Source organism: Mycobacterium sp. DHQP2018-32-09, assembly GCF_058148405.1.
Genome location: NZ_JBYVYK010000002.1, coordinates 158,157 through 181,344 on the forward strand (window position 1 = coordinate 158,157; position 23,188 = coordinate 181,344).

Below are 23,188 nucleotides of genomic sequence, written 5' to 3' on the forward strand. Positions count from 1 at the left end.
GTCACACCACCCGCCGCAGCGGGACGGTCCGCGCGTCGGCCTCGCTGGGACGAGGGCGAGTTGCCGGTGTGGGGGTGTGCGCGGGGAGCGGGGACGCGATCAACGCCGCGTACGTCGCCAGCGAGGCGTCCGCCCGAGCGGCTAACGCGGCGCGCGTCTGGGCCCGCCGGTGCAATCCGTAGCCCACGCATCCCAGGACGACCAATGGCCATCCCATTGCCGGGTACACGCCCAACACCGCCAAGGCGAGCGTGAACGCCGGCAGTCCGCCAAACACCAACGCGAAGGCCTGCGGCCAGGTGAGGTCTGGGAGGTTCATGCCGAGACCTCGGCTTCCCGAGCCCAAGCCCGGAGCACGTCGGGGTCAGGACGCTCCACGTTGTACCGCGGGTTCTCCTCGAGAATCGCCTCCGCCTCTGCGATCATCGAAGACCAGTAGCCTTCGCTCTCCTCGTAGGTCACCATCGCGGAGTTCCAGTGCCACACGAACCATGGCTTGGACTTCCAGTGATCCTTGATACGGCCTTTCAGACTCCTGCAGGTCTGGCCGACGTAAAGGAGCTCTCGCGTCACGGGGTCATAGACGCGGTAGACGCAGCAGACCGGATCATGTCTATGACCTTCGTAGGGGTTCCAGGTCCAAAGCTGGCCCTTCATGATGAGATCCCGTCAGAAATGTTCGTGCGCTTCAGGATACGAGCCACTGTAGGACTGGACCATTGGCCGCCACGCTTGGTCGGGTAGCCCTCAGCCGTCAAACGCCAGGCAATGGCGCGGGTACTCGCGCCGGTAGCCGCCAAGGTGTGCATCCGCAGCAATGCGGCCTGTTCCTCGGGGACCTCGACCAGCGCCCCTTCCACCGACCGATACCCGAACGGCAGGGCTCCGTGGGCATGTCCGCCAGCGGCTGCCTTAGCCTTCCTTGCGGCGGTGAGCCTGTCGGTGATCATCTCGCGGTCATACTCGCTGATCGCGCCAAGTATCGTGCGGACCAGCTTGCGCGACGGGTCCTTGGACTCGCCAACCAGCATCTCATTCTCGCTGGCGCGAGTCGACATCACGACACCGCCGAACTCAGACAACCTGCGTAGCAACACTTCCTGCACCATCAGGTCGCGCGCGAGCCGGTCTAGCCGTGCCACGACGATGCCGTCTGCGTTGCCGCGCTTCACCAGTGCCGAGGCGCTGCGCCAGCCCTCACGGCTCGCCAGCTCCGACGCGCCCGAGATTGTGTCCGTGTGCCATTCCAGAATCTTGTGGCCGCTGGCCTTGGCCCAATCGCGGATCGCTGCGCGTTGGATGTCCAACCCGTAGCCGTCCGTCTGGCCCTTCGTACTCACCCGCAGGTATGCCGCCAGCCTCACTGCGCCTCCTCAAATCGTCTGACCAGGAGCGCCGCGCAATTCGTAAACTCGGCGGCGCTGAGACGAAACGTACGCCAGCCGCCCAGCACGCACTACACGCGAATCCTGCACTCCACCTTCGCGATTCGTCAGTATCCGTTGATGTCGCGGATGCGGGTGCTGTGCAGGTTGGCGGCGCGGTTGCGCCGGGCGAGTTCGGCGTTGGCGTCCTCGATGGTCATCAGCCTGTTGCCGGGTTCCGCTGGTCGGCTGGGTGCGTCGGGCCGCGCAGATGCGTCCTCTGCCCAGCTGGGCCGTCCTGCGGGGCCGTCCGAGACGATCTCAGCGTCGACCACGTCCGAGTCGTCGGCGGGGCGTTGTTGCAGACGCCGGGGTGGGGTGTCGTCGGGGATTCCGCGGGCCGCTCGCGACTCCGCCCGGGTCATCGTCGACAAGCCGCCAAGCTCCCCCAGCATCTCCTCGTAGGGCTTCTGCACGCCGACGTTCACGTCTACGGCGGTCTTCGCCGACAGGCCCGCGCGGTCTAGCGCATCGCGGATGGCGGCGAGCTTCACCGCATCGCTCACGTTGCCGTCCGTCGCCATCTTCAACAGCTCCCGCGCCATGCGGTCGGCAGCTTCGGCGAGACGCTGTTGGGCCTTGGCGCGGACTTGGGGAGCCTTACCGCCGTGTGCATCGCAGACCGTGGCGCCCCGGCGCGCTTGCCGCTTGCACCGGTCTCCGTTCTTCCGATGCGCGACGCAGCGCGTTGCGGCGTTGCCCTTCCAACCATCGCCCATAGGTCCTGCCTCCGATAGGTCACTCATACCAATCTCCGCTGTTTCGAATAATCCTGGCTGCACATGAGAAATTGGCGCGGGAATGTGGTTCCGCCGGGCGTGGTTCCCGGAACCACTCAACGGTCGGTAAGTTTGGTTGTAGTAGTGGTTCCCTAACTAGGGAAGGGAACCACTCACTACTTCGGTTCCGGAACCACTGAGGAACTACTCGGAACCACGGAACCGTCTCAGCTGCAACGAATACGGTCACTAGTCGGTCTCCGCAGCGTCTTCACCCAGCCGCAACGCGAAGGTCTGGAAGTCCTTCGGCGACGACGACCCCGGTTTGTGCAAGACCGCGTTGCCCTTGCCGGATTCAGTGTCGATCCATCCGCGCCGGAGCGCCTCCCGATACCAGACCATCGGGTTCTTGGCTGCGCTGCCTTTGTCCTTCCACCCGAGCTGGCTGAACAGTTCGGACTTGTTCGGCTTGCGGCCGTTCTTGTCCGCGAGCAGAACCGCCTCCCACGCACGCTGAGCCTGGAGATTCGTCTCGGCGTTGTGGCGGTTGCCGCCACCGGTCGCAGTGAGGGTGCGTGAGGCGGCGTCGTAGTCCAACTCGAACTCCGGTATGTCCACGTCGCGTCCGTACGCAGCCAGATACCGCTTACCGTCCTCGGGACGGCCCCCGTGGTTACCGTTGTGGCGGTAGCTCATGTTCACGTCGGGGTTGTCCATCATCGCGCTCGCGCCCCGCGCCCTGTCAGCCGTGTCCTCGCCGAAGCCGGTGTGATGGGCGATGATCACACCGCGCAGCTCGGCCCGACGCACCACATCCTCGAGTACCTTCCACCATTGCGTGTAGGCGGCGTTGGGATCGTTGCCCCACCGAGCCGGGTTGTATAGCTTGCTCAGCGGATCAGCCACCAACACCCGTATCTCGCTTTCGCGCAACCACGCCACCAACCACTCAACCGCCAGCGGGTTGCTGAAGTCGAGTACGGCGAAGCCGTCGTCCCTGGCGTGGTACGGCTCAATTCGTTTGTAGGCGTGGTCGTCTAGAGCCATGTCGGCCCACCATCGCAACATCTGGCCCCGGCTGAGTTCCATGTTCAGGTAGCCGACGCGATCTTCCGATCCGACGTTCACGGCGAACCGTCCGAGGAACGGCTCTCCTGTTGCCAACGACCGCACGTAGTTCATCAATAAGGTGGTCTTGCCGGCCTTGTATTGGGCGTTGATCTGCACGATGCCCGCCGGAACCAGCCCCTCCACGATCCAGTCCGTCTCGGGGACGCCGACAGCCAGCTGGTCCGCGAGGGAACCCGGCCGGGCAGGAGGTGTCCACGACTGCGTGGCGATCATCTGCCGCGCACGATCCCGTGCAACAAGCCCACGAAGCTCGGGCTCAAGCCACTCGTCGAGGAAGTTTGGGTCTTCCTCGAATCCAAAACTCACGCAGTCAGCCGACATTGCGCATGCCTCCTGTACGGCGTAGAGGTCGCCGAGGTCTGGCGGGTTGCCGCGGGCCCCAAGGACCTCGATGCACAGTTGGAAACCTCGGTCTGGCGTCAGCGGCCCATCCCCCGCCCGGCGCTAGCGCTATCTCGTGCAACAACCGGATCTCCTCGTCTTCGCAGAAGCACCGCGCCGCCCCGTAACCCGGGTGGGTGTCGTGGTCGGCCTTGGCCTTGCGGAGACCGTTCACGTACGAGCGGAACAGTTCCCCGCGCAACTCGCTGAGGCTGCGCTTGCCCCGACGGGCGACTGTGTCGCGGGTGACGGCTCGGTCAATCCGCGCCTTGGCGGTGTGGAGACCGGTGTGTCCCTTGTCCGCTAGACAGATCAGCTCCCAGTGGGCGCCGGTGATCTTGTCGTGCGAGGACTCCTCGTCGACGATGCGCTGCTTCCACCGGCGCACCGCACGGCGCATCGTGCGGCACGGCTGCCCGGAGTAGTCGTAGAACTCACCCTCAGCCCACGCCGCCAGCTCGTCGGGTGTTGATTCCAGATCCGCGGGTCTGCCGTCATCTCGGGTTTGTCCATTAGTGCCGAAATCGACCCAGGCGTCCGGCAGCCGGGGCAATCCCGACACGGCTGGAATCTCATCGGCCGCGTTCTGACCGTCGGGGGACGCGCCGCCCAGGTACCACCGGTAGACGCCCCCGTCAGGGTGAACCGACGGCCACACCACCGCATACCGATGGCATTTCTGGATGACGTCGATGCCGGCGTCGAGCTTGCTGCGCCAGGCCAGGCCCGCGGGGACGAGAAAGAAGCGGATACCCGACACCCCGTCACCCCGAGCGGAACTGACAGCGGTCGGCGGGAGATCACCGAGATCCCCTTCGAGCTGTTTGAGCTGTGCGCCGCCGCTCTTGGCGCCGTAGTCATCAACGTCAATCCCAATGACTTCCAACGCTTCAGCACCATCAGCGAGCACGACCGCGCCGAGATGCAACCCCAGATTGGCCTGGCGCAAACCGGGCTCCTGGCTCCACGCCGCCACCTGTTCGTCGTCAGCATAGGGCGCATTGCGCCCCGTGAATCCTGTCGGTGGCGGGTACTTCCTATTGGTCGGGAGCGGCAGTGTGCCGAGCCACCCGCGATCTCGATACGACCGCGCCGCCGCCGCGAAGGTGGCCCCGACCGGTAGAGTCATCGTCGGCATCTCTTCTCTGCTCGGCCCCGGGTCCTGTACGCCAGCGCAGGCCCGGGGCTGACTGCTATTCGGCGTCACGCTTCGCGGCACGGATCGCCTCCGACTGCAGCGCGCGGTGCCGCTCGCTGTTCCCGTAACGGCTCGCGATCCAGCCGATCAGGTCGCGCTCCGCGTAAACGACGCTCTGCCCGAACACCGTTGCGGTGATCTCTCCGCGCCGTCGCGCCTTGGTCAAGCTGGAAACGGTGACGTCGGGGATTTGGAAACGCTCGCGGAGAAACGCGACCGCGTCGCCGGTCTTGTACATCTTGCCTAGTGTCATCACGTCACCCAGATCAGCGTCACGGACGCTTCCGAGTTCTGCCATCGTTGCATCCTTTGTCTTGTACGAATCTGTCTGCTGGACAATGCCTTAACGTCACTTAACGTACGCCACCGCACACGTGTCGGAGTTTGCTCTAAGAGTCAAGTGCATTGCACTGCAATTGAAAATGGGCGAACTGGCGGCGTGCTCACACCACGTCGCCAGCCGCTAAACCGTTCGCTAATCGTCGGTCAAGACGCAAGCAAGTCCGGTATCGGGAACGCGCGTTGCTCAGACCACAGCCCAAATGAGCTGTAGATCAACGTCCCCGTACGTCAGCGCAGGATCTACTACAAGCCGATCGCGCTGGGCTGTGATTGCCCATCGCGCGTCACAGTGTTCGAAGTCCGAAAACTGAAGGCTCAACGGCTCGCCCTCCGGGAATCCGTCCTCATCGGCTCGGTAGAACCCTGCGGAAGTGTCCTCTGCCTAGCGGCTTTTCGGCTGCACCCTACAAGTAGTGGCCGCCGCCGCGAAGGCTACGGATGGCGATGCCGGTTCTTGGCATGCCGGCTTCTGGACCGAGGCGCCAGACCCCCGAACCATCGATTAGCTCGATCACTTCGCGAATGGCGGCCGTACGCGACCCGGCGACCGCAAACAACTCTCCGTCACAGCGGATCTGCCAGACTGCCTTTCCGGCTTCGTCGTCAGGAAAGGGTGCCTGCGTGACGACGTATTCGCCTTCCGAGACCGCGTCGAACCATACGACCAGATCGTCGGGCATGGACTCGTTCATTTGTGTCGCTCCTTCGGGTTGCGATCTGTTCCCGAGAAGCAAAGGGGCGCGCATCGAGGAACCAGATCAGTTGAGTTACTGATGTGATTCCGATGCACGCCCATGAACTAGCGACCTTGTAACGCATCGGTAGGGTCCCAAGCGCGCGTCTCGCGTCTTTAAGGCCCGTCGTCGCGGTTATCTCTCCGCTTGGTGCCGATATTAGCGAATTGGAGCCGCCCGCGCCATCGCGAACCTGCGCCCATCGGCGTGTTGGGCGTGTCGCGGGTACCGTTCGCGGTCGGACGGCTCGGTGTAGCGAGCGACCGCCCAGGGCGATGTGCCTTGGAGCGCCCACAGCCAGCGCGATGTGTCTGGCGACAAAGGGAACGCGAGTCCGCCACGACCCGCACCGAGCCGTCCGATCTACGCCCCGGGGTGCGTCAGAGGTGGTTGCGGGAGCCACCGGCGAGCAGGTAGCCCTCGCACGCGAAGCAGGTCGGTACGGCGATGATGAATTGGCCGGACGAGAACGTCAGGGCGGACCGCGTGTACTCCACGCAGTCCGACCCGTTCCACTGGCAGTAGCTCGTGGCCGATGTCGCCTCCTGCAGCCACGCGTCGGGCGTGTAGTTCGGCCCGAGGACGTGCACCCGACGTTCGTTGCCAGCCACCAACCCGAACAGACCGACCGCCCAGCGGTCTGCGTCCAGATTGTCGAAGCGCGGCAGAGCCGGGCCGTTAACGCCCTCGACGAACGTCTGCAACCCTCCAAAGTCGTTGCCTGGGATCGTGACGTGATGGGCGAGCATGACGGACTGGATACGCGTGTAGACCTCGGGCACCCACTTCAGGATGAAGTACCTATCGGAGCGACGGCAGTCATACCGTTCAGCTTCACGCATGGCGGCTTCGATCTGTTCCGCGAGCGCTTCGGCGGCGGCGGCGGTCAGCGTGTCGCGGCTCCTCATCTGACGACCGCCTTCTGCGTAGAGGCGACGAACTCCCACAGCGCCGCGGAGCTGTAGTAACGCATGCCGCTGATGATCGAGTAGCGAATGCGTCCTTCGTTCGACTTCGCGCGGACGTAGCGCTCGGTGACCGTGATGCCAAGGTTCGCCGCGATCCACTCCACCGCACCACTCGCCATCCGAATGTTCGGAACGGACGAGAGCTTCACTTCTGCTGGAGGATCCGCGATCGGAATCCTCGTCGACGCTCTGACCATGAGAACTGCCTTTCTGCAATGCTTTACGATCACACCGAGCAGTGCGATACGTAGAGCTACGGTAGCCCAATACCGGCCAGCGACGATCTTAATTCGTCCCCGACGGATCCAAAAAGCGTTGTTGCAAAACGTCTTACCAGCCTCATGCCGCACTTAAGGCGTATCGTTGGCTCTCGGAAGGGACCTACCCCAGGAGTGTCACCGTGCCCCAGAATCCCACCAGCTCACACTTTCTCGAACTCGTCAGCGTCATCGGCGTATCGGGCCGCGACAACCGAGGCGGATACAACACACAAGGAGACGTGCTGGTCTCGCACAGCGCGGATGGCGTTGCGCTCAACGCCATCTGGGATCAGATCGGCCAAGCGATGGAGATCTGGAACTCCGAGCGCTCGGCTCTGACCCGGTTGATCAGCTACCCGACCACCAACGTCGCCGACGTGATTCCCCAGGGCTTGTCGTCGTATTCCTTCGAGGAGGCGACCGAGTTCGGCGTGCCGGTGGCCGCCCGAGAACCCGCCACCGCCCTGCCGCTCGGCTACGACTTCCGCGACTGGGACGGACGCACCGCCTTCACCTGGAAGTTCCTCCGGGACAGCACTTCCGAACAGATCATCGCCCAGGCGAACCGCATCATCGAGGGCGACAACAAGCTGTGCACGGGACGGATTCTGCGGCGATTGTTCGACCCGACCGAGGGAGCGAACGAACACGGGCACCGCGTGCTGGGGCTGTGGAACAACGACAACATCGTCCCGCCCCCGTACATGGGCCAGGAGTTCACAGCGCCACACACCCACTACTTCACCACCGAGGCAACAACCCTCGACTCGGAGATCGTCGAAGACGCGATCCGACACATCACCCACCACGGCTACGGGCTCACCCAGAACTCCCAACTGCTGATCCTCGCCAACCCTGCGGACGGCGAGGCCATCGAAGCGTGGCGGGCTGGGGAGGAGTCGGTACCTGGCGGGCCCAAGGCCAAGTACGACTTCGTCCGCAGTGGGACCGCCCCCGCCTACCTCACCGACGAGACCATCATCGGCCGGCAGGCCCCCGGCAGCTTCCACAACTTGCCCGTCAGCGGCTCCTATGGACCGGCCTGGCTCATCCAGCACGCCTACGTCCCGGTTGGGTACGTGGCGGTGGTCGCCAGCGGTGGACCCGACGCCCAAGACAACCCCGTCGCCTTCCGCCAGCACCCCAACACGGCCTACCAAGGCCTGCGCTGGATTCCGGGTCCGGGCCGCTACCCGCTCATCGACAGCTTCGCCCAGAGGAGCTTCGGCGTCGGCATCCGCCACCGCGGCGCAGCCGCCTGCATCCAGATCACCGCCAGCTCGGTCTACACCGCGCCAACCACGATCCAGATCTAGACCCGTGAACAAGTACAGCCGGTACGGAGAGACCCCCGGCGAATCAGAGTTCTGCCACGGCCCCGGCCTGGAGCCGAAACAGTACGAAGGCAAGACGCCCCTGCACGGCGGACGCTACCGGGGCACTACCCCACCGATCGACGCGCAAGGCCGTGAGCAGCCCACCTAGCCCCGCGCGACCACTAGCAGTGTCCTAGCAGGATGCCGTTTCGCCAGCTAGCACCTTGATCCGAACGTCATCGACTTCGACCGGCTCCGGCCACCCCGGCGTTGAAAACCCGAGGTCGTGTGCCACACTTCGGACCAAGCCCACGATTTTCGGAGGCACCTGCTCTATCGCTTCCGCGCACTCGACGGACATCGCCAGGGCAAGCTGGCCAACTTTAGGGCTGAACGTGTACGTGAAATCGCCGTCATGCCGTTCGGACACGAGACGGGTCAGCTTCTCGACACCAGAGCGATCGATTGGATGATCTCCCGACACCTGCAGGGTCATTTCAACCCAGTATGTAGGCGTCATTTCAATCTCCTAGACATGTCATGCGTTCCAGCAACTTAACGGTGTCGTTCAAAGTAGAGGGCATTCTGGGCCACAATACAATGCTACCCATGTGCCCGTCGCCGCAACCGCAGGAGACTGACAGGTTCTCTCCAATGCGGGCTTCAGGCGTCCACCCTTCCTTTTCCAGGCGTTTTAGCACCGCCATCGCACCCCCTGAGCAAGAAATACCGTCAGTCCACCCCGCCACGTCGCAACGGTAGCGAACTCGACTCGATTGTCCTCCGTTATCGCCCGGCGAGCCGCCAGCACATATTTGCGTCCGTGAAGATTCTTTGTTCGCCGCCTAGAGGTCTCGTGCAATGCATTCGACGTACCCCGGGCGTACCCCCAATCGTGTCGTAACTCCCGACCAGGCCGGAGACGCGAACCGGCACTATTCGCGCGATCCGCGCTGATCGGCGCGGTTCTCTGGCCCAGCTAGACGCGGCATGGGGGTTGCTGAGTCGTCCGAGTAATAGGCTTCCAAACTAGCTACGCGGGTTCGATTCCCGTCGCCCGCTCCGATCAGGCCCGTCCCCCATGGGGCGGGCCTGCTGCATTGCCGGGGTGCGCCTGTTCCCCGTCATCCGCTCGGCGAGTGTGCGTCTGGTGACGGATCGACGGCGTGTCGCGTGCCGCGACGCACACTCGCCGACCCGGTGATCACGCCTCGGTCACGATCTCTGCGACTTCTGCGACGCCAGGGATAATTGGGTACGCCAGTGACGGATGAGATCAGCAGAGCAGGTCGAGGAGAGGCCGTGAACGTCGACGCGTCGCCGACGGTGAAGGACGCGCGCATGCCCAAGCTCGCGCTGGTCGCGGTCTTGGCCGCCGCCCTGCTGATCGCCGCTCCCCCGCCGCGCGCCCTGGCCGCCGACTGCCCCGACGTCGAGGTCATCTTCGCCCGCGGCACCGACGAGGCACCGGGCATCGGCAAGGTGGGCCAGGCCCTCGTCGACGCGTTGAAGCCGATGGTCAAGGGCAAGAGCGTCGAGGCCTACGCCGTCCAGTACCCCGCCTCCTGGGACTTCACGGGGGTCGCCGTGGGCGCCAACGACGCCAGCATCCGCGCCCAGCGTCTCGCCACCGACTGTCCGGACACCAAGATCGTGCTCGGCGGTTACTCGCAGGGCGCCGCCGTCATCGACGTCGTCGCCACCTCGCCGGTCGCCGGACTCGGATACCGCTACCCGATGCCACCGGCGATGGCCACCCGCGTCAGTGCCGTCACGGTCTTCGGCAACCCGTCGGCCCGCCTCGGCCAACCCCTCACCACGATGAGCCCCCTCTACGGCGCGAAGACCGCAGACCTGTGCAACACCAACGACCCGATCTGCTCGCTCGGCCGAAACTGGCCGTCGCACACCAGCTATCCCGAATCGGGTCTGGTGAAGCTCGCCGCGGAGTGGGTCGCCAAGCACGTGACGGCGACACCGCAGGCGACGTCGGCCGAGGTCACCCAGAAGCCCGAGGCCACCCAGAAGCCCGAGGCCACCCAGAAGCCCAAGCCGACCCAGCCCCCGAAGTCGACGTCGGCCAAGCCCACCCCGACGCCCACCCCGACGAAGCCCGCCTGACCGGCCGTCGCGGTTTCCCTGAGAGCGTACTCAGCGAGGCGGTTCGCACCGTGGGGCTGGGCGTTTGCCGTCGGTAGGCTGAGTGCATGGAAGCCTTCCTGCTGGTGCTCATCGTCTTGGTCGTCGCCGTCATCGGCGTCGCCATGTTCAGCGCCAAGAAGTCGACGGGTGCGCGCGCGGCGGACTCACTCGCCGACGCCAAGGCCGACGCCCGCCGTCTCATCGAGCGTCTCGGCGGCCAGGTGCTCAACCTGACCGGCACCGACGACGCGTCCAAGCAGGCCCTCGCCGACGCCGCCGAGCGGTACACCGCCGCGGCGTCACAGATCGATCAGGCCACCACCGTCAAGCAGGCGGCGCTGGCCAAGGAGAGCGCCAAGGAGGGCCTCTACTACGTGCGCGCGGCCCGCACCGCGATGGGCATGGACCCGGGACCGGAACTCGAGGGGCTGGACGGCCAGCGGTCGGCGGGCACCGTCACCGAGAACCGCAGCATCGAATTCGAGGGCCGTCAGATCGAGGCCTCCCCCAACCCATCGGCGAGCACGCCGAACTACTACCCCGGCGGTCGCGTCGCCGGGCGCCCCGTACCCGCGGGCTGGTACTCCGAGCCGTGGTGGAAGCCCGCGCTGGTCGCCGGCGCCTGGGGCCTGGGGTCGGCGCTGCTGTTCAGCACGATGTTCTCCGGCATGTCCGGCGTCGGCTACGACGCGCAGGCGTTCGAGAACGGGTACGGCGACGGCTTCCAGGACGGCCTGGACCAGGGTCAGCTCGAGGGCGCCGGGCAGGACGGCGGCGACGTCGGTGGCGGCGACTTCGGTGGCGGCGACGGCGGCTGGGGTGGTGATTCCGGCGGCTGGGGCGGCGACTCGGGCGGGTGGGGTGGAGACTCCGGCGGCTGGGGCGGCGGCGACTTCGGTGGCGGGGACTTCGGTGGCGGGGACTTCGGCTTCTAGCCGACCCTGACGCGTCGGGTCAGAATCGGCTCTCCAACCGCGCGGACACGCCCGCCTCCTGCAAGTCCAGCCGTTCGAGCATCGCGCGCACGGCCTCGTCCTCGATGCGGCCCTCGTCGCGCTCGACGATCAGCGCTTCCCGCTGCGCGGCCAGCACGTCGCGATAGAGCTGAGAGAACACCTCCGCACGCTTGGTGTGCGCGTCGGGATCGGGCATCTCGTCGGCGTCCTGCGAATGACGCGCGATCATGGCCCCGATGTCGGCAACCGCGGTGGGGTCGAGATTGCGGGGCGGATCGGCGCGGAACGCGGCCAGCACGGCGTCGGCCGCGTCGTGCACCACCTGCTCGGCCTTGAGTTCCTCGTTGCGGTCGGCCGCATGGTCGTCGGAGAACCGCGACAGGTGCAGGCGCCGGATCAGCAACGGCAGCGTCCATCCCTGGATCAGTAGGGTGCCCACGCTGGTCACGAACGCGATGGCCTGGATGGTGGCGCGCTCGGGGAAGGGCTCGCCGGCCACGGTGGTCACGGGAATGGCGGCTGCGGCGGCGAGGGTCACGACACCGCGCATGCCGGTCCACGACACCACGACGTTCTCCCGCCACGACAGCGTGCGGTGGTCGATCCGCGACTGCCAGCGCCGTGGCAGTCGCTTCCCGCGGCGCGCCCCCAGCGCCCCGCGACCGCGTTCGGGCGCCGGCACGCTGAGTCGCTCCTCGATGTGCCGCGACAGCGTGTTGCGGCCGAAGATCGCGAACACCGACACCGGCCGGATCACCAGCACGATCAGCAACACCACGAGCGAGGCGACGGCGACCTCGGCCAGCGACTCGTGCGCCTCGCGCAGGTCTTCCAGCACGAAGCGCAGGTGCAGCCCGATGTAGGCGAAGACGAAGGCCTCGAGCAGCACGTCGACGGAGTTCCACACGTAGCGTTCCTGCAGCCGGGTCTGATAGCCCGCGCCGAGCGTGCCGTTGCCGACGACGAACCCGGCGACCACCACCGCCAGGACGCCGGACGCGTGCACCTCCTCGGCGACGATGAACGCGGCGAACGGCACCAGCAGCCCCTGCACGGTCTCGAGACCGGGGTTGGCGAGCCGTTTGCGGATCCACAGCGTCACGTAACCCAGTACGACGCCCACGGCGGGACCGACGACGGCGCTGTAGGTGAACAGCAGGAACGGGTTGGCGATGAAGGTGTGGCTACCCGCCACGTGCGCGACGGCGATCGTGAACAACGTCAGTGCCGCGGCGTCGTTGATCAGGCTCTCGCCGGTGAGGATCGCCATCACGCGCTTGGGCAGTCCCAGCTTGCGGCCCACCGCGACGGCGGTGACGGCGTCCGGCGGCGCGACGATCGCGCCGAGCACCAGCGCGGTGGCGAACGTCAACGGCACCACCACCAACCACGACGACACGGCCGCCACCGCGAAGGCCGTCACGACCACCAGCCCGACGCCGAGACCCAGGATGGGCCGGATGTTGCGCAGGAACGTGGGGAACGAGAAGTCGAGCGCCGCCGAGTACAGCAGCGGCGGGAGCACGACCGTCAGCAGGATGTGCGAATCCAGTTCTGGGGCTTCGAAACCCGGCAGGAACGACACCGCGATGCCGATGACGACGATGATCAGCGCGGGTTCCAGACCGCGCCGGTGCGCGATGGCGGTGACGACGATGGCGCCGACGACGACGAGGATCAGTTCCACGCGCCGATTCTGCCGGTCATCGCCGCCGCGGGCGCGCCGAGGTCAGGTCTGGCAGGTGGGACACCAGAACAGGTTGCGGCCCTCCATCACCTCGGTGCGCACGGTGTCACCGCACACGCGACAGGCGTCGCCGGCGCGGCGGTAGACGTAGGTGCGTGGCCTGCCCTCGCGGTAGGACGGTGCGCCGTGGTCGTCTTCGGGGCGCATCACGATGATCTTGCCGCGCTTGACGCCCACCTTCATCAACTCGACCAGGTCCTGCCAGGCGTCGTCGAACTCGTCGGCGGTGATGCTGGTGCCGGGGCGATGCGGTTCGATGCCGTGCCGGTAGAGCAGTTCGCTGCGGTAGACGTTGCCGACGCCGGCGATCACGGCCTGATCCATCAGCAGCGCCCCGATGGCCCTGCGCGACTTGCTGATCCGGGTCCACGCCTTGCCGGCATCGGGGTTGCGCCGCAACGGGTCCGGCCCCAGCCGGGCGATGATCTCGTCGACCTCGGCGCGGTGCAGCACCTCGCAGGCGGTGGGGCCGCGCAGGTCGGCGCCGTAGTCGGCACCCTCCATCCGCATGCGCACCTGCCCGACGGGGGCGGGCATCGGCATGCGGCGTTCGGTGAACGAGCCGTAGAGCCCGAGGTGCACGTGGACGATGAGCCCGCCCTCGTAGTCGTGGAACAGGTGCTTGCCCCACGCGCTGGAACGCTTGAGCACTCGGCCGTCGATGGCGGCGGCGCCGTCCTCGAAGCGACCCTGGGGGCTGGTCACGCGCACGGGTGAGCCGGCGAAGCGCTTCTGGTGCAGCCGCGCCAACCGGTGCAGCGTGTGCCCTTCCGGCATGGGTCAGGCGGGGGCGCCGGGGACGGGCGGCGCGAGGTGCGTGGTCTCGTACTCGGTGAGGATGTCGATGCGACGCTGGTGGCGCGGCTCCTCCGACCACGGGGTGGCGAGGAATGCGTCGACGATGGCGAGTGCCTCGGCCTCGGTGTGCATGCGGCCGCCGATGCCGATCAGTTGCGCGTTGTTGTGCTGGCGGGCCAGGGATGCCGTCTCGGTGCTCCACGCCAGGGCGCACCGCGCGCCGGGCACCTTGTTGGCGGCGATCTGCTCGCCGTTGCCGGAACCGCCCAGCACGATGCCGAGGCTGCCGGGGTCGGCGACGGTCCGCTCGGCGGCGGCGATGCAGAAGGCCGGGTAGTCGTCGGCCGCGTCGTAGGTGAACGCGCCGCAATCGATGGCCTCGTGACCGCCGGCCTCGAGGTGTCGGACGATGGCCTGCTTGAGTTCGTATCCGGCGTGGTCAGAGCCGAGGTAGACGCGCATGCGCGTTACCCTACTTGGCCCGTCGCCGCGCACCGCCGGGGTACGCGGCGACCCTCACGAGGCAGTCCGGATCCCGTCGCACGGCAGCAGCGTCGGTCAGTCGAACTGCGGCGATTCGGTGCGCGTGCGCTTCAGTTCCCAGAAGTGCGGGTAGCTCGCGAACGTCACCGAGGCGTCCCACAGCTTGCCCGCCTCTTCACCGCGCGGGATGCGCGACAGCACCGGGCCGAAGAACGCGACGCCGTTGACGTGGATGGTCGGCGTGCCGACGTCCTCGCCGACGGCGTCCATGCCGGCGTGATGACTCTTGCGCAGCGCCTCGTCGTATTCGTCGGAGGTGGCGGCCTGCGCCAGGTCGGCGGGCAAACCCACCTCGTCGAGCGCCTTGGCGATGACGTCGTCGTAGTCCTTGTTGTCCCGGTCGTGGATCTGGGTGCCCATCGCCGTGTACAGCGGGCTGAGGATCTCCTTGCCGTGGGCCTGCTCGGCGGCGATCGCGACGCGTACCGGCCCCCACGCCTTCGTCATCATCTCGCGGTACTCGTCGGGAAGGTCACGCCCCTCGTTGAGCACCGCGAGGCTCATCACGTGCCACTGCACCTCGATGTCGCGTACCTTCTCGACCTCCAGGATCCAGCGGGAGGTGATCCAGCACCACGGGCACAGCGGGTCGAACCAGAAACCGGCGACGTCCTTGGTAACCGTGTCGTCTTTGGGCACGAGCATTCCTCTCGCTGAGGTGGGCAGAAGTCCGTACAGCACAACCGTGCATGCCCGACCAGTGTTCCCGACTCGGTCTAGTGTTAGTCGGCGTGGCTCTTCCCAATCTGACCCGCGACCAGGCCGCCGAGCGCGCGGCCCTCGTCACCGTCGAGAACTACCGCATCGTCTTGGACCTCACCGACGGCGCAGGCGATCCACACGGGGCGCGCCCCGGTGAGCGCACGTTCCGCTCCACCACCACCGTGGAGTTCGCCGCGCTGGCGGGGAGCGACACCGTCATCGACATCGCCGCGGACGCCATCCGCGGCGCCACGCTCAACGGCGTCGAGATCGACGTGTCCGGCTACGACGAGTCCACCGGCATTCCCCTGACCGGGTTGGCCGAACACAACGTGGTGGTCGTCGACGCGGACTGCCTCTACTCCAACACCGGCGAGGGGCTGCACCGGTTCGTCGACCCCGTCGACGACGAGGTGTACCTCTACTCGCAGTTCGAGACGGCCGACGCCAAGCGCATGTTCGCCTGTTTCGACCAGCCCGATCTCAAGGCCACGTTCGACGTGAGCGTCACCGCCCCGGCGCACTGGCAGGTGGTCTCCAACGGTGCGACGGTGTCGGCGCACAACGGCGTGCACGTGTTCGCGACCACCCCGAAGATGAGCACCTACCTCGTCGCCCTGATCGCCGGCCCCTACGCGGTGTGGCGCGACGTCTACTCCGACGAGCACGGCGAGATCCCGCTCGGCATCTTCTGCCGCGCCTCGCTCGCCGACTTCATGGACGCCGAGCGGCTGTTCACCGAGACCAAGCAGGGTTTCGGCTTCTACCACGCCAACTTCGGCGTGCCCTACGCGTTCGGCAAGTACGACCAGCTGTTCGTTCCCGAGTTCAACGCGGGCGCGATGGAGAACGCCGGAGCGGTCACGTTCCTCGAGGACTACGTGTTCCGCTCGAAGGTCACGCGGTACAGCTACGAGCGGCGCGCCGAGACCGTGCTGCACGAGATGGCGCACATGTGGTTCGGCGACCTGGTCACCATGCAGTGGTGGGACGACCTGTGGCTCAACGAATCCTTCGCGACGTTCGCCTCGGTGCTGTGCCAGGCCGAGGCCACCGAGTACGAGCAGGCGTGGACGACGTTCGCCAACGTCGAGAAGTCCTGGGCCTACCGCCAGGACCAGTTGCCGTCGACGCACCCCGTCGCCGCCGACATCCCCGACCTGCATGCCGTCGAGGTGAACTTCGACGGCATCACCTACGCCAAGGGCGCCAGCGTGCTCAAGCAGCTGGTGGCATATGTCGGCCTGCAGCCCTTTCTGGCAGGGCTGCGCTCCTACTTCCGCGACCACGCGTTCGCCAACGCGACGTTCTCGGATCTGCTTGGCGCACTGGAGAAGTCGTCGGGCCGCGACCTGTCGCACTGGGGTAGGCAGTGGCTCAAGACCACCGGCCTGAACACGCTGCGGGCGGACTTCGACGTGGACGCCGACGGAGCGTTCACGCGGTTTGCGATCACGCAGAGCGGCGCCGCCCCCGGCGCCGGGGAGACCCGCGTCCACCGCCTCGCGGTGGGCATCTACGACGACGACGGCTCGGGCAAGCTGGTGCGCACGCATCGCGAGGAACTCGACGTCGAGGGTGACGTCACCGACGTGCCCGCGCTGACCGGGGTGTCACGCGGCAAGCTGGTCCTGGTCAACGACGACGACCTGACCTACTGCGCGTTGCGCCTGGACGGCGAGTCGCTCGAGACCGCGTTGGCCCGTATCGCCGACATCGCCGAACCCCTCCCCCGGACCCTGGTGTGGTCGGCGGCGTGGGAGATGACGCGCGAGGCCGAACTGCGGGCCCGCGACTTCGTGGCCCTGGTCATGAGCGGCCTGCACGCCGAATCGGAAGTCGGTGTGGCGCAGCGCCTGCTGCTGCAGGCGCAGACCGCGCTGGGCTCCTACGCCGATCCCACGTGGGCCGCCGAGAACGGGTGGCCCGCGTTCGGCGACACGCTGCTGGACCTCGCACGCGAATCGGCGCCCGGCTCGGATCACCAACTGGCGTTCGTCAACGCACTGTGCACGTCGGTGCTGTCGCCCAATCACGTGGCCGTGCTGTCGACGCTGCTGGACAACGAGCAGGCCGCCGTGAACCTCACGGGCCTGGTGGTCGATACCGACCTGCGGTGGCGCATCGTGACCGCGCTGGCCCGCGCCGGGGTGCTCGATGCCGACGGCACCGCGACGCCGTTCATCGACGCCGAGGCGGCGTCCGATCCCACCGCCGCGGGCAAGCGCAGCGCCAGGGCGGCCGCGGCCGCCCGGCCGCAGGCGGCGGTCAAGGAGGCGGTGTGGCAAGAAGTGATCGAGGACGACACGATCGCCAACATCACCACCCGCGCCATCGTCACCGGGTTCGTCCAGCCCGGCCAGGGTGAGTTGCTCGCACCGTTCACCGAGAAGTACTTCGCGGCGATCCCGGGCGTGTGGCAGCGCCGCTCGTCGGAGGTCGCGCAGACCACCGTCATCGGGTTGTACCCGTCGTGGGACGTCAGCCAGGCCGGGCTGGACGCCGCCGACGCGTTCCTCGCCGACCCGGAGGTGCCGCCCGCGCTGCGCCGCCTGGTGCTCGAAGGGCGTGCCGGCGTGGAGCGTTCGCTGCGCGCCCGCGCGTTCGACGCCGGGTAGCCGCACCGGCGCGACACGCCGCGGTGGTGCGGGCGTTGGGACACGCCCGCACCGCATGCTGGTGCGGTGGCAGCCACGAACAGCCGACGGGCCCGCGCGGCGCGACGACGTCAACGTCGCGTCGCGGCCGTCGTCAACGACCTGACTGCCGCGCAGTGGGCGGCGATCAAGACGGCGTGGGACGGCTGCGCCTACTGCGGGGCCACCGACGGCACCATGCAACGCGACTGCGTCATGGCGATCTCGCGAGGCGGGCGCTACACGATCGACAACGTGGTGCCCGCCTGCAGCTCGTGCAACGCGAGCAAGTGCAACGACGAGGTGACCGCCTGGCTGCGTCGCAAGCGCTTCGACGAGCGGCTGTTCCTGGAGCGCTACGTGCGCATCCGGGCCGAGTTGTTGGCGGCCGCCGCCGAGGTCGGCTGACGGGCTCGGCAGGCCGACCCCGGTAGCCACCGACGACCGCGGCGGTCACGGCGTGCCCGCCAGCAGACCGGGGCACACCGTGTCCAGGGCGACCACCGTGTCGTTGGCCTTCGTGCCGGCGGCGAGGTATCGGGACGTCACGTCGCCATCCGACATCTGGTCCTGCGGCGAACGGGCTGCGTCGCGTTCGCCGTCGGCGAACTCACTCGCAGCGCCTGCGGGCCAGCAAACGTTTTGGCCGCCTCACAGGAACACGTTCTCGTTGCTCTTTGGCCGCGCCAGGAACCCACGCGAGACCCCACGTGAGCGCAATCACCCACGTCAGAGCTTGATTTACATGCCGTTAACACCGATCATGAAAGGGCATGACAACCGGGCGATCCCTGTGTTGGCACGCGCACAGCAATCACCGCCTTGTGATCCAGGGCACAACGAGGGAGTCATCCAGAATGTCCACCATCACCAAGTTCCGCAGCGACATGAAGCGCGCCATCAACCGTCGTCGCCTCTACGCCCGCATCAACTCGATGCCGCAGTCGACCGTTCGCGAGGAGTTGCTGGCGATCGCCCAGCGCCACGACGCGAACCAGTGAGTCCGCTGCACTCGAGCCGGTGATCCCCGCGGGGTCACCGGCTTCGTCGTCTCCGGGGCATCGGCCACAATGATCATGCTCGACGATCATGCTCGACGATCAGATCATCCGATTCCGACCGTGAAAGGACGGCCCGCCCGTGGTGCGCATCCTCCTCGCCGTCCTCGCCGTCCTTGCCCTCCTCGGGCTGACCGCATGCAGCGACGGCACGGCGCCGGTACCCACCGCCGCCCAGGAGGCCACGTCCTTCGGCAGACTCACGCTGCCGCCAGGGGTCGAGGTGCTCGGCGTCTCGTCCGACAACGGCAGGGAAACCCTCTACGAACTCTCGCTCCGGGCCACCGCAGCACAGCGCGACGAACTCCTGCGGGCGTCGCACTTCACCACCCCGGTGCTCCCGACGCTGTTCCACGCAGACCGCGACGTGATCGCAGGGCCACCCCTGTCGACGGCCACCGACCTGCGCTTCGCCCGGGACACCATCGAGACCGAAGACGGCAAGGTGATTCGCGAGGTCCTCGAGGACCGCCGCTCGTCAGACGACGTGTACGTCCACCTGGCGATGTTCACGGCGTGACGGGCACGCCCGACCCGTGGTGGGCCGGCGAAGCTAGCGGGGCGAGACCCCGGCCGACAGCACGCGGACCGCGCTGATCAGACCGTCCATCAGGTTGCCCTCGCGGAACGACGCTGCCGCGGCGGACACTCCCAGCGGCGCGGCCTCTTCGATGCCGCGACCCTTGACCTCGGAACCGTAGACCACCTCGATGGCCTTCTGGTTCGGCGAGACGGCCAGCAACACGGCGTTCTCCGGCGTCGCGACCTTCCCCAGGATGTCGCGTGCCGTGGCCGCGGTGTCGGCGCCCAGATCGCCCACGTAGACCGCGAAGCGGGCTCCCGAGTAGCGCGAGCCGTACTTCAGCGCGTCGTCGAGCTTCACCAGATCCATCGTCGGGAACGGGTAGTGCACCGACAGCTCACCGGGCTCGGTGACCCCGGAGATCCGGCCGCTCGACGTCAGCGCGTAGCCGTAGGGCAACGCGACGTCGGAACCGGTCTTGGCGACCTCGCTACCACTTGCCACTTGCGCCACCTCCCACGATCGGATGCGAACCATGGCCGCCGTGGCCGTGATCGGCGGGCTCGTCGGCCGCCCACAGGATCGGCGCGTGGGTCCACTGGTCGGACATCTCGTACGTCTCCGGATGCGGGCTCTTGCGCGTGCAGAAGATCGCCAACAGGATCAGCAGGGCCAGCAGCGGGATTCCGCCCATAAGGGAATGGACGATGGCCATTTCGCTCACGACGCAAACCGTATCAGTAGCGGCGCGGAGCGCGCGCCGGGCTGCGCCCTTCGGTCATGCCGCGCCTTCGCCGAGGTAGCGGACCCACGCCGGGTCGAGTTCCTTCACGGTCGACAGCAGCCGCCAATGCTGCCCCTTGGGCGGCATCGGCGTCGCACGCAGTGTCCAGCCCAGCTCGGCGAGCAGATGGTCGGCCTTGCGATGGTTGCACTGCGCGCACGCCGCCACGCAGTTCTCCCAGGAGTGTTCGCCCCCGCGACTGCGGGGGATCACGTGGTCGACGGTGTCGGCCTTCAGCCCGCAATAGGCGCAGCGGAACCGGTCGCGATGCATCAGCGCCGCCCGCGTCATGGGGATCCGCGCCCGGTAGGGCACGCGCACGAAGGTGCGCAGCCGGATCACCGAGGGGACCGTGACGGTGCGGCTCGCCGAGTGGATCACCGGACCGGCGGGATCCTCGTGCACCACGTCTGCCTTGCCGCACATCAGCATGATCACCGCACGCCGCATGGGAAGCGCCGTCAACGGTTCGTAGGTGGAGTTCAGCAGCAGCACCCGCCGCCTGCCCCAGATGGCCGCCTGGCCGCCGGTGATGCGCGCCTCGGCGCCGAATGCGACCAGATTCTGGGCAGGAGCAGCCGAGTGCCCGGTCAAGCCCGCCGCGGTCCCGTGGTGTCGGTGCCCGCGGCCTCTCACACGCTGCGACATACGTCCTCCGAGAAGACAGTCCACCACGGATCCGGGGCCACCGCACGACAATTCTCGACGTGTGCGCAGGTCAGTTCGATGAACATCGCGTGACGTGGACGCGTTCGACGTCACGGCCGACCACGAGGGGACAATGGACGCGTGACTGAGGATCCACGGTCGTTCTACGACGCAGTCGGCGGCGCCGAGACCTTCCATCGGATCGTGGGGCGCTTCTACGAACTCGTCCGCGACGACGAGATCCTGAACCCGCTCTACCCGCACGACGACTGGGAGGGCGCCGAGACCCGGCTGCGGATGTTCCTGGAGCAGTACTGGGGCGGCCCGCGTACCTACTCCGATCTGCGGGGCCATCCCCGGCTGCGGATGCGGCACGTCCCCTTTCGCATCGGGTTCCTCGAACGCGATGCCTGGCTGCGGTGCATGCGTACCGCCGTCGGGGAGATCGACTCGGACACCCTCGACGACGCCCACCGCACGGCGTTGCTCGACTATCTCGAGATGGCCGCCCAGTCGATGGTGAACTCCGAGTTCTGACGAGCAGACCGCACCCGTCCTGCGGCAGGATGGGTAGGCGTGACCGAGTCCCGCCCGGCGTGGTGGTCCCGCGCCGTCTTCTACCAGGCCTACCCGCGCTCCTTCCGGGACACCGACGGCGACGGGGTGGGCGACCTGGACGGGGTCACCGCCGGCCTGGACTACCTGGCCGAACTCGGTGTGGACGCGCTGTGGCTCAACCCCGTGATGGTCTCCCCCATGGCCGACCACGGATACGACGTGGCCGACCCGCGTGACGTCGACCCGCTGTTCGGCGGCATCGCGGCGCTGGACCGGCTGCTCGAGGCCGCGCACGCCCGCGGCATCAAGGTGACGATGGACCTGGTGCCCAACCACACGTCGTCCCGGCACCCGTGGTTCCAGGCCGCCCTGGCCGCCGGGCCCGACACCGTCCAGCGCGAGCGGTACATCTTCCGTGACGGCACCGGCCCCAACGGATTGCACCCGCCCAACAACTGGGTGTCGGTGTTCGGCGGTCCCGCCTGGACGCGGGTCGTCGAGCCCGACGGCACGCCCGGGCAGTGGTACCTGCACCTGTTCGACTCCGAGCAGCCCGATCTGAACTGGGACAACCCCGAGGTGTTCGCCGATCTCGAGAAGACCTTGCGATTCTGGCTGGAGCGGGGCGTCGACGGGTTCCGCATCGACGTCGCCCACGGCATGGCGAAGCCATCCGGGCTACCCGACATGGCCGACCCGGAACGTCCCATGCTGTCACTGGCCGACGACGACCCGCGCTTCAACCACGACGACGTACACGACATCCACCGCGGCATCCGCCGCGTCCTCGACGACCATCCCGAGGCGGTGACGGTCGGCGAGATCTGGGTGTTCGACAACGAGGACTTCGCGAAGTACCTGCGGCCCGACGAGCTGCACCTCGGCTTCAACTTCCGGTTGGTGCGCGCCGACTTCGATGCCGTGAACGTTCGCGAGGCCATCGAGAACTCCTTGGCCGCAGCCGATCTCGCGGGCTCTCCCCCGACGTGGACGCTGTCGAACCACGACGTCGACCGCGAGGTCACCCGCTATGGCGGCGGCGCCGCCGGGCTGGCCCGGGCCCGGGCGATGGCCCTGGTGATGCTGGCGCTGCCGGGCGTGGTCTTCGTGTACAACGGCGAGGAGTTGGGGCTACCCAACGTGGACCTGCCGGATCACGTGCTGCAGGATCCCACCTGGGAGCGCTCCGGACACGAGGTGCGCGGCAGGGACGGCTGCCGCGTGCCCATCCCGTGGTCGGGTAGCTCTGCCCCGTACGGCTTCTCCGCCACGGCCGAGACCTGGCTACCGATGCCCGACGATTGGGCCGACCTGACCGTGGACGCCCAGGACGGCGTGCCCGGTTCGACACTCGAATTGTTCCGTCGCGCCATCGACATCCGGCATGGCAGAACGGATCTGGGATCTGCGGTGCAGTGGCTCGAGGGTATCGACGACGTCGTGGGCTTCCGCGGCCCCGACGGCGTGACGTGCGTGCTCAACACCGGCGCCGAGCCGGTCGCGCTGCCGGACGGGGACGTGCTGATCGCCAGCGCGAACCTCGTCGACGGCATGCTGCCGTCCGACGCGGCCGCCTGGGTCCGGTGACTCGTGCACGCTGGTCCGCGCTGAGCGCGGGTA

Annotated in this window: 26 protein-coding genes and 1 pseudogene; 9 read left to right on the forward strand and 18 right to left on the reverse strand. The window is 67.3% G+C overall.

The genetic code is table 11. The features are described 5' to 3' along the window. Position 1: 1 nt before the first annotated feature. The 10 genes from AC30CM_RS02270 to AC30CM_RS02315 form a co-directional block, all read right to left on the reverse strand. Positions 2-319 (reverse strand): hypothetical protein, encoded by a 318-nt coding sequence (locus AC30CM_RS02270; RefSeq protein ID WP_490115195.1) that lies wholly within the window; start codon positions 317-319, stop codon positions 2-4. Then, positions 316-657 (reverse strand): GIY-YIG nuclease family protein, encoded by a 342-nt coding sequence (locus AC30CM_RS02275; RefSeq protein ID WP_490115196.1) that lies wholly within the window; start codon positions 655-657, stop codon positions 316-318. The genes AC30CM_RS02270 and AC30CM_RS02275 overlap by 4 nt, the downstream gene beginning before the upstream one ends. Beyond that, positions 654-1,364, reverse strand: a complete 711-nt coding sequence (locus AC30CM_RS02280) for a recombinase family protein (protein WP_490115197.1) — start codon at positions 1,362-1,364, stop codon at positions 654-656. Before AC30CM_RS02280 ends, AC30CM_RS02275 begins: the two co-directional genes overlap by 4 nt. Positions 1,365-1,492: 128 nt before the next feature. Continuing rightward, positions 1,493-2,143 (reverse strand): hypothetical protein, encoded by a 651-nt coding sequence (locus AC30CM_RS02285; protein WP_490115198.1) that lies wholly within the window; start codon positions 2,141-2,143, stop codon positions 1,493-1,495. A gap of 249 nt (positions 2,144-2,392) precedes the next feature. Beyond that, positions 2,393-3,580 (reverse strand): AAA family ATPase, encoded by a 1,188-nt coding sequence (locus AC30CM_RS02290; protein ID WP_490115199.1) that lies wholly within the window; start codon positions 3,578-3,580, stop codon positions 2,393-2,395. A 4-nt stretch (positions 3,581-3,584) separates the two neighbouring features. Further along, complete coding sequence (locus AC30CM_RS02295) at positions 3,585-4,784, reverse strand: bifunctional DNA primase/polymerase (protein ID WP_490115200.1); 1,200 nt, start codon at positions 4,782-4,784, stop codon at positions 3,585-3,587. Positions 4,785-4,848: 64 nt separating this feature from the next. Continuing rightward, on the reverse strand, positions 4,849-5,151 hold the full coding sequence (locus tag AC30CM_RS02300; RefSeq protein WP_490115201.1) for a hypothetical protein: 303 nt from the start codon (positions 5,149-5,151) through the stop codon (positions 4,849-4,851). Between the two features lie 448 nt (positions 5,152-5,599). Then, a complete protein-coding gene (locus AC30CM_RS02305) occupies positions 5,600-5,887 on the reverse strand; it encodes a hypothetical protein (RefSeq protein WP_490115202.1) in 288 nt (95 codons plus the stop codon). A gap of 422 nt (positions 5,888-6,309) precedes the next feature. Continuing rightward, positions 6,310-6,837, reverse strand: a complete 528-nt coding sequence (locus tag AC30CM_RS02310; RefSeq protein ID WP_490115203.1) for a hypothetical protein — start codon at positions 6,835-6,837, stop codon at positions 6,310-6,312. Beyond that, complete coding sequence (locus tag AC30CM_RS02315; RefSeq protein ID WP_490115204.1) at positions 6,834-7,046, reverse strand: hypothetical protein; 213 nt, start codon at positions 7,044-7,046, stop codon at positions 6,834-6,836. The genes AC30CM_RS02310 and AC30CM_RS02315 overlap by 4 nt, the downstream gene beginning before the upstream one ends. Before the next feature lie 251 nt (positions 7,047-7,297). Between AC30CM_RS02315 and AC30CM_RS02320 the strand changes: the two genes are divergently transcribed. Further along, the gene (locus tag AC30CM_RS02320) at positions 7,298-8,473 is read left to right on the forward strand and encodes a hypothetical protein (RefSeq protein WP_490115205.1); all 1,176 of its coding nucleotides are present in this window, start codon (positions 7,298-7,300) and stop codon (positions 8,471-8,473) included. Positions 8,474-8,666: 193 nt separating this feature from the next. On the opposite strand, the gene AC30CM_RS02325 is transcribed toward AC30CM_RS02320, so the two are convergent. Further along, positions 8,667-8,969 (reverse strand): hypothetical protein, encoded by a 303-nt coding sequence (locus AC30CM_RS02325; RefSeq protein ID WP_490115206.1) that lies wholly within the window; start codon positions 8,967-8,969, stop codon positions 8,667-8,669. 845 nt (positions 8,970-9,814) lie between these two features. On the opposite strand from AC30CM_RS02325, the pseudogene AC30CM_RS02330 reads away from it, so the two are divergent. Further along, a pseudogene (locus AC30CM_RS02330) lies at positions 9,815-10,441 on the forward strand (cutinase family protein); the annotation flags it as partial. Positions 10,442-10,680: 239 nt separating this feature from the next. Further along, the gene (locus AC30CM_RS02335) at positions 10,681-11,550 is read left to right on the forward strand and encodes a DUF1542 domain-containing protein (protein WP_490115207.1); all 870 of its coding nucleotides are present in this window, start codon (positions 10,681-10,683) and stop codon (positions 11,548-11,550) included. A gap of 19 nt (positions 11,551-11,569) precedes the next feature. On the opposite strand, the gene AC30CM_RS02340 is transcribed toward AC30CM_RS02335, so the two are convergent. The 4 genes from AC30CM_RS02340 to AC30CM_RS02355 form a co-directional block, all read right to left on the reverse strand. Then, positions 11,570-13,258, reverse strand: coding sequence for a cation:proton antiporter (locus AC30CM_RS02340; RefSeq protein WP_490115208.1), 1,689 nt, complete (start codon positions 13,256-13,258; stop codon positions 11,570-11,572). Positions 13,259-13,300: 42 nt separating this feature from the next. Further along, positions 13,301-14,095, reverse strand: coding sequence for an Fpg/Nei family DNA glycosylase (locus AC30CM_RS02345; RefSeq protein WP_490115209.1), 795 nt, complete (start codon positions 14,093-14,095; stop codon positions 13,301-13,303). 3 nt (positions 14,096-14,098) lie between these two features. Continuing rightward, a complete protein-coding gene (locus AC30CM_RS02350; protein ID WP_490115210.1) occupies positions 14,099-14,578 on the reverse strand; it encodes a ribose-5-phosphate isomerase in 480 nt (159 codons plus the stop codon). Positions 14,579-14,674: 96 nt separating this feature from the next. Next, positions 14,675-15,298 (reverse strand): mycothiol-dependent nitroreductase Rv2466c family protein, encoded by a 624-nt coding sequence (locus AC30CM_RS02355; protein WP_490115211.1) that lies wholly within the window; start codon positions 15,296-15,298, stop codon positions 14,675-14,677. Positions 15,299-15,390: 92 nt separating this feature from the next. Between AC30CM_RS02355 and pepN the strand changes: the two genes are divergently transcribed. The 4 genes from pepN (at position 15,391) to AC30CM_RS02375 (ending at position 19,575) form a co-directional block, all read left to right on the forward strand. Next, positions 15,391-17,979: an aminopeptidase N gene (gene pepN, locus AC30CM_RS02360; RefSeq protein WP_490115212.1), complete on the forward strand. Its 2,589-nt coding sequence runs from the start codon at positions 15,391-15,393 to the stop codon at positions 17,977-17,979. A 66-nt stretch (positions 17,980-18,045) separates the two neighbouring features. Next, the gene (locus AC30CM_RS02365) at positions 18,046-18,405 is read left to right on the forward strand and encodes an HNH endonuclease (RefSeq protein WP_490115213.1); all 360 of its coding nucleotides are present in this window, start codon (positions 18,046-18,048) and stop codon (positions 18,403-18,405) included. 449 nt (positions 18,406-18,854) lie between these two features. Then, positions 18,855-18,998, forward strand: coding sequence for a hypothetical protein (locus AC30CM_RS02370; RefSeq protein WP_490115214.1), 144 nt, complete (start codon positions 18,855-18,857; stop codon positions 18,996-18,998). 139 nt (positions 18,999-19,137) lie between these two features. Beyond that, complete coding sequence (locus AC30CM_RS02375; RefSeq protein WP_490115215.1) at positions 19,138-19,575, forward strand: hypothetical protein; 438 nt, start codon at positions 19,138-19,140, stop codon at positions 19,573-19,575. Positions 19,576-19,608: 33 nt separating this feature from the next. On the opposite strand, the gene AC30CM_RS02380 is transcribed toward AC30CM_RS02375, so the two are convergent. The 3 genes from AC30CM_RS02380 to AC30CM_RS02390 all read right to left on the reverse strand — a co-directional run bounded on the left by AC30CM_RS02380 (position 19,609) and on the right by AC30CM_RS02390 (position 21,010). Then, positions 19,609-20,082, reverse strand: coding sequence for a DUF5130 domain-containing protein (locus tag AC30CM_RS02380; protein WP_490115216.1), 474 nt, complete (start codon positions 20,080-20,082; stop codon positions 19,609-19,611). After that, positions 20,069-20,293 (reverse strand): aa3-type cytochrome oxidase subunit CtaJ, encoded by a 225-nt coding sequence (gene ctaJ / locus AC30CM_RS02385; RefSeq protein WP_490115242.1) that lies wholly within the window; start codon positions 20,291-20,293, stop codon positions 20,069-20,071. The genes AC30CM_RS02380 and ctaJ overlap by 14 nt, the downstream gene beginning before the upstream one ends. A gap of 63 nt (positions 20,294-20,356) precedes the next feature. Then, a complete protein-coding gene (locus AC30CM_RS02390; RefSeq protein WP_490115217.1) occupies positions 20,357-21,010 on the reverse strand; it encodes an HNH endonuclease in 654 nt (217 codons plus the stop codon). Between the two features lie 141 nt (positions 21,011-21,151). Here AC30CM_RS02390 and AC30CM_RS02395 point away from each other — a divergent pair, with 141 nt between their 5' ends. Beyond that, complete coding sequence (locus tag AC30CM_RS02395; RefSeq protein WP_490115218.1) at positions 21,152-21,547, forward strand: globin; 396 nt, start codon at positions 21,152-21,154, stop codon at positions 21,545-21,547. 39 nt (positions 21,548-21,586) lie between these two features. Then, positions 21,587-23,155, forward strand: a complete 1,569-nt coding sequence (locus tag AC30CM_RS02400; RefSeq protein ID WP_490115219.1) for a glycoside hydrolase family 13 protein — start codon at positions 21,587-21,589, stop codon at positions 23,153-23,155. Positions 23,156-23,188: the final 33 nt, after the last annotated feature.